General features: G+C 55.2%; 10 protein-coding genes. 7 read left to right on the top strand and 3 right to left on the bottom strand.

The window, feature by feature from the left end; translation table 11 throughout:
* Positions 1-332: 332 nt before the first annotated feature.
* From tauA to tauD, 4 genes are read left to right on the top strand one after another with little or no spacing between them, the layout of a single operon-like run.
* Entirely contained in the window at positions 333-1,295 is a 963-nt protein-coding gene (gene tauA, locus EKN38_RS17290) for a taurine ABC transporter substrate-binding protein (protein WP_014830825.1), read from the top strand.
* A gap of 10 nt (positions 1,296-1,305) precedes the next feature.
* Positions 1,306-2,073 carry a taurine ABC transporter ATP-binding subunit gene (tauB, locus tag EKN38_RS17285; protein WP_014830826.1) on the top strand — a complete coding sequence of 256 codons (768 nt, stop codon included), beginning with the start codon at positions 1,306-1,308 and terminating at the stop codon, positions 2,071-2,073.
* A complete protein-coding gene (gene tauC, locus EKN38_RS17280; RefSeq protein ID WP_126522477.1) occupies positions 2,070-2,897 on the top strand; it encodes a taurine ABC transporter permease TauC in 828 nt (275 codons plus the stop codon). Before tauB ends, tauC begins: the two co-directional genes overlap by 4 nt.
* The gene (gene tauD, locus EKN38_RS17275; RefSeq protein ID WP_014830828.1) at positions 2,894-3,742 is read left to right on the top strand and encodes a taurine dioxygenase; all 849 of its coding nucleotides are present in this window, start codon (positions 2,894-2,896) and stop codon (positions 3,740-3,742) included. Before tauC ends, tauD begins: the two co-directional genes overlap by 4 nt.
* A gap of 62 nt (positions 3,743-3,804) precedes the next feature.
* Here the strand turns inward: tauD and EKN38_RS17270 are convergent, their stop codons facing one another.
* Complete coding sequence (locus tag EKN38_RS17270; RefSeq protein ID WP_014830829.1) at positions 3,805-5,505, bottom strand: lysophospholipid acyltransferase family protein; 1,701 nt, start codon at positions 5,503-5,505, stop codon at positions 3,805-3,807.
* A 127-nt stretch (positions 5,506-5,632) separates the two neighbouring features.
* A complete protein-coding gene (gene hemB, locus EKN38_RS17265) occupies positions 5,633-6,607 on the bottom strand; it encodes a porphobilinogen synthase (protein ID WP_014830830.1) in 975 nt (324 codons plus the stop codon).
* Between the two features lie 451 nt (positions 6,608-7,058).
* On the opposite strand from hemB, the gene EKN38_RS17260 reads away from it, so the two are divergent.
* Together EKN38_RS17260 and EKN38_RS17255 are read left to right on the top strand one after the other, a co-directional pair.
* Positions 7,059-9,833: an autotransporter outer membrane beta-barrel domain-containing protein gene (locus EKN38_RS17260; protein WP_126522474.1), complete on the top strand. Its 2,775-nt coding sequence runs from the start codon at positions 7,059-7,061 to the stop codon at positions 9,831-9,833.
* Between the two features lie 86 nt (positions 9,834-9,919).
* Entirely contained in the window at positions 9,920-10,531 is a 612-nt protein-coding gene (locus tag EKN38_RS17255) for a helix-turn-helix domain-containing protein (protein WP_014830832.1), read from the top strand.
* On the opposite strand, the gene ampH is transcribed toward EKN38_RS17255, so the two are convergent.
* Entirely contained in the window at positions 10,528-11,694 is a 1,167-nt protein-coding gene (ampH, locus tag EKN38_RS17250) for a D-alanyl-D-alanine-carboxypeptidase/endopeptidase AmpH (protein ID WP_014830833.1), read from the bottom strand. The genes EKN38_RS17255 and ampH overlap by 4 nt on opposite strands.
* Positions 11,695-11,899: 205 nt before the next feature.
* Here ampH and EKN38_RS17245 point away from each other — a divergent pair, with 205 nt between their 5' ends.
* Entirely contained in the window at positions 11,900-12,433 is a 534-nt protein-coding gene (locus tag EKN38_RS17245) for an isochorismatase family protein (protein ID WP_014830834.1), read from the top strand.
* The last annotated feature ends 101 nt before the right edge of the window (positions 12,434-12,534 follow it).

Genomic DNA, 12,534 nt, shown 5'->3' with positions numbered 1-12,534 from the left:
CCAGGGTGGTGGCGACTGAGCCACCCTGGCACGTTCACCGGTCATGTGGTTACAGAGTAGCAAGGCACATAAAGTGAACGGAATAACCACCAGAGCTGTATGTTCCCCCTCACCCCAGCCCTCTCCCCCAGGAGGGGAGGGGGCCGTCCGTGCGTGCTTTTTCTACGGGGATCCCTCAGCCCACGGGAGAAGGAAAAACACTGAACAAAATTCACTATCCTTTCCCGCTTTTTTTCTAAAAACGAATCGTTATTAGCGATTCGTTTTTATTCCTTTATCAAAATTCCCGCGCCGGAAATACTGCCCTCATAACAACAAGGGGAGCAGACATTATGGCCATTTCATCGCGAATCACTTTACTCGGCGCGCTGGCGCTGTGGGCATTTCAGGCGCAGGCGGTGGACGTCACTGTCGCGTATCAAACCTCCGCAGAACCTGCGAAAGTCGCGCAGGCGGATAACACCTTTGCCAAAGAGAGCGGCGCAAACGTCGACTGGCGTAAGTTCGACAGCGGGGCGGCCGTGGTGCGCGCGCTTGCCTCCGGCGACGTGCAGATTGGTAATATCGGCTCCAGCCCGCTGGCGGTAGCGGCCAGCCAGCAGGTGCCGATTGAAGTCTTCCTGCTCGCTTCACAGCTGGGTAACTCCGAAGCGCTGGTGGTGAAGAAAAACATTACCAAACCAGAAGACCTGATCGGCAAGCGCATCGCCGTGCCGTTCATTTCGACCACTCACTACAGCCTGCTGGCGGCGCTGAAACACTGGGGCATCAAGCCAGGCCAGGTGCAAATCATTAATCTGCAGCCGCCGGCGATTATTGCGGCCTGGCAACGCGGCGATATTGATGGCGCATACGTCTGGGCACCGGCTGTCAATGAGCTGGAAAAAGACGGCACCGTGCTGACCGACTCCGAAAAAGTGGGCCAGTGGGGCGCGCCAACGCTCGACGTGTGGGTGGTGCGCAAAGATTTTGCCGAGAAACATCCTGAGGTCGTGAAGGCCTTTGCCAAAAGCGCCATCGACGCTCAGCAGCCCTATATCAGCAACCCGGATGCATGGCTGAAGCAGCCTGCCAATCTCGAAAAACTGTCCCGTCTGAGCGGCGTGCCGCAAGCGGACGTGCCGGGGCTGGTGAAAGGTAATACCTATCTCACGCCTGCCCAGCAGGTACAACAGCTGACCGGGCCGGTAAACAAAGCGATTGTCGATACCGCCACGTTCCTGAAAGAGCAGGGCAAAGTGCCTGCGGTGGCGGCGGACTATAGCCAGTACGTGACCGATCGCTTTGTGAAATAAGGGGGCTGCGATGCTGACTATTACAAATCTGTCTGCTGATTACGGTGGCAAACCCGCGCTGGAGAACATCAACCTGACGCTGGAGAGCGGTGAACTGCTGGTTGTGCTTGGCCCGTCCGGGTGTGGGAAAACCACGCTGCTGAATCTGATTGCCGGGTTTGTACCGTATCAGCATGGCTCCATTCAACTGGAAGGGAAAAAAGTGGCAGGCCCGGGCGCTGAGCGCGGCGTGGTCTTCCAGAATGAAGGTCTGCTTCCCTGGCGCAACGTGCAGGAAAACGTGGCCTTCGGTTTGCAACTGGCGGGCGTAAGCCGCGAGCAACGGCTGGCAACAGCACGGGACATGCTCAAAAAGGTCGGTCTTGAAGGGGCTGAAAAACGGTTTATCTGGCAGCTTTCCGGCGGTCAGCGCCAGCGGGTCGGCATTGCCCGCGCGCTGGCGGCCAACCCGCAGCTGTTATTGCTGGATGAGCCGTTCGGGGCGCTGGATGCCTTTACCCGCGAGCAGATGCAAACCCTGCTTTTACGCCTGTGGCATGAAACGGGTAAACAGGTGCTGCTGATCACCCACGATATCGAAGAGGCGGTGTTTATGGCGACCGAGCTGGTGCTGTTGTCCCCTGGCCCGGGGCGCGTGCTGGAGCGGCTGCCGCTTGAGTTTGCCCGTCGCTATGTCGCGGGGGAGCCGGTGCGCAGCATCAAATCCGATCCACGGTTTATCGAACAGCGTGAATACGTCTTAAGCCGCGTGTTTGAACAACGGGAGGCCTTCTCATGAGCATCGTCTTCAGCGAGAAAACGCGACGCGCGCGCCCGGCCTTAAGCTGGCCTTTCTCGCGCCAGATCACACTCAGTGTCGGCACGCTGCTGGTGCTGCTGGCGGTCTGGTGGCTGGTTGCCGCGCAGGCATGGGTCAGTCCGCTGTTTCTGCCGCCGCCGGGGCAGGTGCTGGCAAAACTCATCACCATTGCCGGGCCGCAGGGCTTTATGGACGCTACGCTCTGGCAGCACTTAGGTGCAAGCCTGGCGCGCATTCTGGTGGCGCTGCTGGCGGCGGTCATTATCGGCATTCCGGTCGGCATCGCGATGGGCTTAAGCCCGACGGTGCGCGGGATCCTCGACCCGCTGATTGAGCTCTACCGTCCGGTGCCGCCGCTGGCCTATCTGCCGCTGATGGTGATCTGGTTTGGCATCGGTGAAACGTCAAAAATCCTGCTGATTTATCTGGCGATTTTCGCCCCGGTTGCTATGTCGGCCCTGGCGGGTGTCAAAAGCGCTCAGCAGGTGCGGATCCGCGCGGCGCAGTCGCTGGGAGCCAGCCGGACACAGGTGCTGCTGTTCGTGATTTTACCGGGCGCACTGCCGGAGATTTTAACCGGATTACGCATCGGCCTTGGCGTGGGCTGGTCAACCCTGGTGGCGGCAGAGCTGATCGCCGCCACCCGAGGGTTAGGGTTTATGGTGCAGTCGGCGGGGGAGTTTCTGGCGACTGACGTGGTACTGGCCGGGATTGCGGTTATCGCCGTGATCGCCTTTGGATTAGAACTGGGGCTGCGCGCGCTGCAGCGTCGTCTGACGCCCTGGCATGGAGAAATACAATGAGTGAACGTCTGACCATTACCCCGCTGGGGCCATATATCGGTGCGCAGGTGTCGGGCCTGGATGTGACCCGTCCGCTGAGCGATAACCAGTTTGAGCAGCTTTATCATGCGGTGCTGCGCCATCAGGTGGTATTCCTGCGCGAACAGGCAATCACCCCGCAGCAGCAGCGCGCCCTGGCACTGCGCTTTGGCGATCTGCATATCCATCCGGTTTATCCGCATGCGGAAGGGGTGGAGGAAATTATTGTGCTCGACACGCATAACGATAATCCGCCGGACAACGACAACTGGCACACGGATGTAACGTTTATCGAGACGCCACCTGCAGGGGCGATCCTTTCGGCGAAGCTGCTGCCGGAGACGGGCGGCGATACGCTGTGGGCCAGCGGCATTGCGGCCTTTGAGGCGCTGTCCGCACCGTTCCGGACGTTGCTAAGCGGCTTGCGGGCGGAGCATGACTTCAAAAAATCATTCCAGGAGTACAAGTACCGCAAAACAGAAGCGGAGCATCAGCGCTGGCAGGAGGCCGTAGCGAAACATCCGCCGCTGCTGCATCCGGTGGTGCGCACCCATCCGGTGACGGGCAAGCAGACGCTGTTTGTGAATGAGGGATTCACGACGCGGATTGTGGACGTGACGGAAAAAGAGAGCGAGGCGCTGTTACGTTTCCTGTTTGCGCATATCACCAAACCGGAGTTTCAGGTGCGCTGGCGCTGGCAGGAGAACGATCTGGCGATCTGGGATAACCGCGTGACACAGCACTATGCAAATGCGGATTATCTGCCACAGCGCCGGATTATGCAGCGGGCGACGATTTTGGGAGATAAGCCGTTCTACCGTCCTTGACCCCGTCGACCCGTAGGCCGGGTGGCGGCTATGCCTTGCCCGGCCTACAAAAAACCGCACATTTAAAGGTGCGCCTCAATATACCGCTGATAGCGGTTTGCCTTGAGGTAACACAAGTCCACCAGCACCAGCCCGTCGATGCAGTTGCTGAACGCCGGGTCGCTGCCAAAATCGATAAACTGCACGCCGCCGGGTTCACACAGCTCGGAATACTGTTTGTAGAGCGGCGGAATACCGCAACCCAGATTACCGAGCAGGGATTTCAGCTTCGTCAGGTCATCCACGTAATCTACCCCGCCAAACTGTGCCAGCACGTCCGGCAGGGAGGCAGGATAAGGCTGACGTGACGCGGCTAAGGGATGTGTCGCCGGGAACCAGAGACGGTAAAACGCCACCAGCAGATCCCGTGCGGCAGGCGGTAAGCCACCGGAAATCGAGACCGGGCCAAACAGATAGCGGTAGTGCGGATAACGCGCCAGATAGGCACCAATGCCGGACCACAAATAATCCAGGCCGCGACGGCCCCAGTAGCGCGGTTGTATAAAGCTGCGCCCCAGTTCAATGCCGTGTTCCAGCACGTCCTGCATTTTGTCGTCGTAGTGGAACAGACTGTAGCTATAAAGTCCTTCCAGACCGCGTTGTTCGACCTGTCTGGCTGTCGGCATAAAACGATAGGCGCCGACGATCTCCAGATCCTCTTCATCCCACAGGATCAGGTGCAGATAGTCATCGTCGTAACTGTCGGTGTCCCGACGTTTACCGCTCCCTTCCTCCACGGCGCGAAACGCAATCTCGCGCAGGCGTCCCAGTTCGCGCAACAGGGGAGCCTCTTCCTGCCCGTTGCGTTGCCACAGATAAATGGTTTTGCCATCGCTGGTTTTGCCCAGACATTCGGCCTGGGCCAGCTCGCGCTTCAGCGTGGCCCGGTCTTCCGGGCGGGCAATGGCACATTGAGTTTTAAAGACACCAGGCACTCCCTTGCCAAGACGTATCACGTGCTGACGGCACTGCTCGGCCATCTCACGCGATGAAAGGTTTGCGCTATACCAGTGGTGCCAGGCTATCTGCTGGCCGATCTTTACGGGTAGCTGGCTGTGGCGGCGGCGGAACATCTGCTGCATCAACAGGAGCATCGATACGGTGGGGGACACCAGCGTGCTGGCATAAAAGAGCAGGCTATTATGGGCCTGAATATGCACCGGCAGCAGCGGTACGCGCAGCTTACTGGCGAGTTTAATAAAGCCGGGGTGCCATTTTTTATCGCGGATCCCTTTGCGCGTAGGACGGGACACTTCTCCCGCCGGGAAGAAGATCAGCACCCCTGCGTTTTGCAGATGCTGTTCCATCTGCGTCAGGGAGGTTTTTGCCGTTCTGCCGCCCATGTTGTCCACCGGAATAAACAGCGAGCTAAGCGGTTCAAGGTGGGTCAGCATCCGGTTAGTGACGACTTTCACATCGCGCCGTACACGGGAAACGGCATACAGCAGTGCCAGCCCGTCCAGCGTGCCTGTCGGGTGGTTGGCAATAATGACCAGCGGGCCATGTTCAGGGATTTGTTCGAGATCGCGGGCGGAAACGGTGCAGAGAATATCAAGGTGCTCCAGAACTTGCTCCACCATATCCAGGCCTTTCAGATGGCGGTGTGTCGCGGCAAATTGCTGGAATTCTTCTTCGTAGAACAGTCTTTTTAACAGACTTTTTTGCCAGGGTGCAGGCCTCGCCTGAGGCCAAAGGTCGTCGAGAACGCTATCGAGACTAAACATGGTTACTCCTCCTGCCGTCTTGCTCAGACAGTAGAAGGGAGAGATGTCGGTTGTATTGCAGTTTGGTGAAGATTAGCGCAGAGAGGAGGCCGGGTAAGGCAAAGCCGCCACCCGGCGCTAAAGCGGATTAACGCAGAATTTTCTTCTCGGCCAGATCCAGTGCAAAGTAGCTGAAGATCAGATCTGCGCCGGCACGTTTGATCGCACCCAGGCTTTCCAGGATTACTTTCTCTTCGTCGATCGCACCCGCCTGCGCGGCGAATTTGATCATCGCGTACTCGCCGCTCACCTGGTATGCACCCAGCGGCAGTTCGGTGCGCTCGCGAATGTCACGCAGGATATCCAGATACGCGCCAGCCGGTTTCACCATCAGGCAATCTGCGCCCTGGGCTTCATCCAGCAGCGATTCACGGATGGCTTCACGGCGGTTCAGCGGGTTCATCTGATAGGTTTTGCGATCGCCCTTCAGCGCTGTACCGGCCGCTTCACGGAACGGACCGTAGAACGAAGAGGCAAACTTAGTGGAGTAGGACATGATGGCGGTATCGGTGAATCCGGCCGCATCAAGCGCCTGGCGGATCGCCTGAACCTGCCCGTCCATGGCAGCGGAAGGTGCGATGAAATCCGCACCGGCTGCTGCTGCTACCACCGCCTGCTTGCCGAGATTCAGCAAAGTGGCGTCGTTATCGACACCGTGATCGCACAGCACACCGCAATGACCATGAGAGGTATATTCACAGAAACAGGTGTCTGACATGACGATCATTTCCGGCACGGTCTCTTTGCAGATCCGCGACATCCGGGCGACCAGACCGTCCTCTTTCCAGGCATCGCTGCCGGTAGCGTCAGTGTGGTGGGAGATGCCAAAGGTCATCACCGAGCGGATCCCCGCGTTGGCGATACGTTCGATCTCACGTGCCAGATATTTTTCCGGAATGCGCATCACGCCTGGCATGGCCTCGATGGCTTTGTAGTCATCGATCTCTTCTTCAACAAAAATCGGCAACACCAGATCGTTTAGGGTCAGTGTTGTCTCTTCAAACATAGCGCGCAGTGCCGGTGACTTGCGCAGACGACGGGGACGAGCAATTAAATCGGTCATGATATGCCTGACGTTTGTGTGACAAAGAAGGATAGTGTACATGAAAGTGGGGGAGAGGGTTTTACGAAAGTAGGCTTTTTGTTAATGCGAAATGCGGTTTGCAATGTTTCATATGGTCAATATAGATAACCAGCACCAGCATGTTTTTTAAATGCGTAAGATATTGGTGTCATTTCTATATTGAAGTAAATGTATCATTAATAATGATCTATTATTCTTTATTATATTATCCATGTTTATATCTGGTGATTTTAATTCGCTGTTTTTATAGTGTTTATTTCTGGTTTTTAATGCCGCTGCATTTTTTTCATGTTATTAGTCTGTATACGGACTTAATGGAATCATTCATTGAACCTTTTCGAAATGAAAATGCATAATTCCCTCCGCAATACAATGTTGCCAAATGATTTGATGGACAAACTTGCTTACGTCCCTGAGGAGGGATGACCCAATGCAAACATGGAAAAAGAAACTGGTTGTATCACAACTTGCATTAGCCTGCACGCTGGCTATCGCTTCTCAGGCCAATGCGAAAGATATTTCTGGTACCACATATAATACCTTCGGATATGATAATACAGCATCAACCCCCTGGTATTATGGCTACACTGACTGGGATTACTCGGATGCCACCCATGACGGTGATATTTATCCGGTGATTAATAAGTCAACGGTGAACGGCGTTATTTCCACGTACTACCTTGACGATGGCGTCAATGGAAGAGCGAATGCGCTGAGCATTTCTAATAGCACCATTAATGGCATGATCACCTCAAAGTGCATGACCACCACATGTGCTGACGGGGTTGATACGGACGGCTCGACCCATACGCCGTACGATCGTTTTAGCCTGACCGTCGATCACTCCACCATTAACGATACCTATGAGCATTATGCGTATGATGTTCTGAATGGTGACAACACCGAAACCCACTATCTGGATACCTATGGACTGGGTAACGCGATCACGCTGGATGTGGAATCGGATATTGTTATCCAGAACAACTCCCACGTTGCTGGCATCACGCTGACACAGGGTTACCATGAACTGGACAATACCCCGTATGACGGTGTTGAAGGCGTTGCGGATAGCAGTAATGTCTTTACCAACACCCTGGTGGTCAAAGACTCTGTTCTGACGTCTGGTGCCTACAGCGATCTGGGTACCAGCGGGTTCTATGGTCAAACCGCGAAGCCGAGCGACTACGGTGAAACCAACGCGACCGGGGCAGATGACGCGGCGCTGATAGTTGCTGCGGGCGCGTCCGATAACGCGATGCAAACCACCGCCACGTTTGATCACTCTACCGTTACCGGCGATATTCTGTTCTCCAGCACCTTCGACAACAATTTCTACGAAAATGGCGACCCGGCAACCGATACCACCGAAGACGGGGTGTATAACCCAACCACCAACGGCTGGGATGGTACCGATAAGCTGGATGTCACGCTGACTAACGGCAGCAAATGGGTTGGCGCTGCGCAATCCAGCGTTGAAGCGATCGGCACCGCGCAGATGTATGGTGAGGGTTACAGCAGCGTTGACTGGAGAACCCTGTCTCCAAACAGCATCTGGCCTGATTCCACTTACGACACCAACGGTCACGTTGCAGGTGAAGAGGTGTATCAGAGCGGTCTGTTCAACATCACCCTGGACAACGGTTCTGAGTGGGACACCCGCAAACTGTCTAACATCGATACGCTGGCTGTGAATAACCAGTCGCAGGTGAATGTTGAAAACTCTGGCCTGTTGGCGGATTCCATCACCCTGACCAATGCCTCTACCCTGAACATTGGCGACAGTGGCGCAGTGGCGACAGACAGCCTGTATCTGGACAGCTACAGCCGTGCCGCTCTGACGGAAGAAACAGCTGAACTGTATGCCAACACCATCACCGTCGACAACGGTGCGGAACTGGCGTTAGGGCTGGGTCAGGTGGACACGCACAATATGGTACTGACCGATGGCGGGGTGCTGAACGTTGCCAGCCGTGATTACGTGCTGAACAGCGATCTGACCAACGCCCGCTTTATCACCAATGACAAGAGCAAAGCCGATTACGACTATGGCGTCGTGGCGCTTAACTCAGACGGTCATCTGGCGGTGAATGGTGATGTGGCAGGTAACTACACCGTGCGTATCGACGATGCGACCGGCGCCGGTTCTGTTGCTGATTATAAAAACAAAGAGATCATCCGCGTTTATGACAACAATGCGGATACTGCGGCGAACTTTTCTGCCGCAAACAAAGCTGATTTAGGCGCCTATACCTACCAGGCGCAGCAGAAGGGTGACACGGTTGTTCTGCAGCAGAAAGCGCTGACCGACTACGCCAATATGGCGCTGAGCATTCCGTCAGCGAATACCAATATCTGGGATCTGCAACAGGACACCGTCGGAACGCGTCTCACCAACAGCCGTCACGGTCTGGCCGATAACGGCGGGGCGTGGGTAAGCTACTTCGGCGGCAACTTCGACGCCGATAATGGCGTTGTCAACTACGATCAGGACGTTAGCGGGATTATGGTTGGTCTGGATACCCAGATTGACGGTAACAATGCGAAGTGGATCGTCGGCGGTGCGGCAGCTTTCGCGAAAGGGGATATCAGCGATCGTACCGGTCAGGTTGATCAGGATAGCCAGACGGCAATGCTCTATGCCTCTGCGAAGTTTGCCAATGATCTCTTCCTCGACAGCTCCCTGAGCTATACCCGTTTCAATAACGATCTCTCCGCGACCATGAGCAACGGTCAGTACGTGGACGGTAATACCACGACAGATGCGGTAGGCTTCGGTATGAAACTGGGTTATGACTGGAAACCAAACCTGTCCGGCTATGTCACGCCGTATGCGGCCGTGTCTGGACTGTTCCAGTCGGGTGATGACTACCGGTTAAGCAACGACATGCGTATTGATGGCCAGTCTTACGACAGCCTGCGCTATGAGCTTGGTCTGGATGCGGGCTACACCTTCAACTACGGAGGAGAGCAAGCCCTGACACCATACTTCAAGCTGGCGTATGTGTATGACGATGCTGACAACAATGCGGACGTAAATGGCGACAGCATCGACAACGGTGTTGAAGGCTCTGCTGTCCGTGTAGGGCAGGGCACACAGTTCAGTTTCACCAAAAACTTCAGTGCATACACCGATGCCACTTACCTGGGCGGCGGCGACGTTGACCAGAACTGGGGCGCTAATGTGGGTGTGAAATATACCTGGTAATGTATAAAAGCGGGGGAATATATCCCCCGCTTTTTCATCTAAAAAAATAATATTGAACCGACAAATACGGATGTCCTGAGGTCTGCATGAAAGTTAATGCGAAACCACTTTCTGAATTAAGCCGGCTCGAACAGTGTTTGAAAGTAGCCAGTACCCCTTTTAGATCTGCTCCTCAGCAGATTATTTTAAATGATGATAACGATGAACCTAGCACCCTTGTATTACAGACTGGCATTATTGAAATCTATCGTCGTGCTGACGAACTGCTGATTGGCATTGCCACTGCGCCCTTTATTCTGGGCCTGGCCGCTGGCATGCAGGAATACCGGGTCGTGGCCAAAAATCCATGCACAGGCTTTTATTTACCTGCTTCGACCTCTCTGCAACTTATTCAGCAAAGTTCTCTCTGGAAAGAAGCTTTCTGCTGGCTATCCTGGATTAAATCCATTCTTGAAAAGCGGGACAGGCAACTGGTAGGAAATAACTCCTATCACCAAATCCGCGCCATGCTGCTGAATATGGCCGAATGGGATGAAACCCTGCGCTCAAAAATTGGCGTGATGAATCATATTCAACAAAGCACGCGCATTTCGCGTTCCGTCGTCGCAGAGGTCCTCGCTGCGCTTCGACAGGGTAACTACATCAATATGAGCCGGGGCAAACTGGTTAGCATCAACCGTTTGCCCACAGAATATTAAGGCTGGACGGAGGCGGTCAGCACCTGGGCTTTATTGGCACTCAGCTCGGCGACTAAGTTATTGATGCCATCGCTCATATTAACGAAACGCGTATTTGGCGAGCGGGTGACCACCACAAAAGCGCCCACGTTGGACTGGGGGATCATTGCCATATAGGTAATGAATCCACCACCGCCACCCGTTTTCTGGATAATGCCCGGACGGCCATTTTTCGGTGCCATATATACCCAGCCCAGACCAAGGGCGTCAGCTTTGCCTGGTACGTCCATGCCGATCACGCGGTGCAACTGATTGCGCTGGTAAATGAGGGTCTGCATACGGTCAGCCTGGTGGCTACGTGAGTAGAAGTCTGATGAGAGGAACTGCTGCATCCAGCGCATCATGTCGCCTGGCGTGGAGTAAACACCGCCGCTGCCGATGGCTGCCAGCGTGTTATTACACGGGCTGGCGCCTTTCTCTGCGACCATCAGACGGCGGCACTGATCCGGCGAAGGGGTGAATGTGGTGTCCTTCATGCCCAATGGGCGCGTGATCTGCTCTTCGAACAGCTGCGTATACGGTTTGCCCGCTGCCGTCGAGAGCGCATCGGCCAGCAGATCAAAGGCCAGGTTGGAGTAAGAGGCCTGCGAACCTGGCGCGGTCTTCAGCGTGGCGGTGCTCAGGTAGTTCCAGCGTTGTTCCCGGGTCGGCCAGACAAAAACGTCACGGTGTGCCGCACCGCCTGGCTGCTCGCGTGGCAGGGCGCTGGTATGCGTCGCCAGATTGACCAGCGTGATGGGGGTTCCCTGATATGTCGGAACGCGTGCGCCCGGTGGGGCATACTTGCTGAGCGGATCGTCGAGTTTCACCACACCCTGGTCCAGCAATTTCACCAGCATTTCGCTGGTCATCAGCTTGGTCAGGGACGCGATGCGGATGACGGAATCCAGCTGTGGATGAACGTTATTACCTGGACGCGTTTCGCCAAAACTGCGAAACACGCGCTGGTTGCCGTCGATGACGACCATCGCCATGCCCGTCGCGCCACTGCCGTAGTAAATGAGGTTTGCGTAGCGATCGGCAATATCTGATGCCAAAACGGGGGCCGTCAGCGGTTGGGCTGCCTGGGCGGTGGAGAAGCTCACCGCACACAGCGCGGCGAAAGAGAGCAGACAACGTTTCAACGAAAAGCATCCATAGAAGTGAATGAGGAAAGTAATGGGTATTTATACTACTAAACCGTACGGTGCAATGCCCCGAATTACATAACGATAACCAGAAAAACGTAACTGCGAGTAAATCAGAAGAATTTACTTGCCGTCAGTCTCCCATTTTGTGACATCGGCCTTATGATAGATGGCTGTGTTACTCAATCTTGCGGAGAAGGGTATGTCCGGAAAGCGTGTGGTTATGGTTGTCGATATGCAGCAAGGGGTGTTCGAAACGCCTCGTCATCAGCGTGAAAAATGTGTCTCACTGATCAATCAGCTTACCCAGGCAGCCGATCGGGTGATTTTTATTCAGCATACCGAGCCTGGCGGTCTGGAAGAGGGCAGTGACGGGTTTGCCTTGCTGCCTGAACTGCATCAGCCTGCTGATGCCCTCTACGTGACCAAGACGGCCTGCGATGCGTTCTATAACACCTCGCTTGAGGCGCTGCTCCGCGAGCAGGGGATTCACGAGTTTGTCATCTGCGGCTGTGCCACCGATTATTGTGTTGATGCCACGTTCAAAAACGGTGTCAGTCGCGGCTATCACATCACCGTGGCGGAGGATGCGCATACCACCGCGAATCGCCCGGCGGCCGAAGCACGCATTCTGATTAACCACTACAACGACGTCTGGCGCGACTTCATCGCCCCCGCAAACCCGCCAGCAGTGAAACGCACCGAAACAATTCTTGAACACTGGAAAGCGAACTAATAATAAACCCTCGGGTCTGACCTTTTTGCCTGCGCCAGGAGGCTGGCACAGGCAAGATTTTCGTGTGGTGATGTGTTGAACACAGCAACAGCCATAACAAC

This window comes from Enterobacter sp. WCHEn045836 (genome assembly GCF_003965585.1).
Classification (GTDB): domain Bacteria; phylum Pseudomonadota; class Gammaproteobacteria; order Enterobacterales; family Enterobacteriaceae; genus Enterobacter; species Enterobacter dissolvens.
The sequence above is the reverse complement of the archived record's forward strand: the minus strand, read 5'-3'. Positions and strand labels throughout refer to the sequence as shown.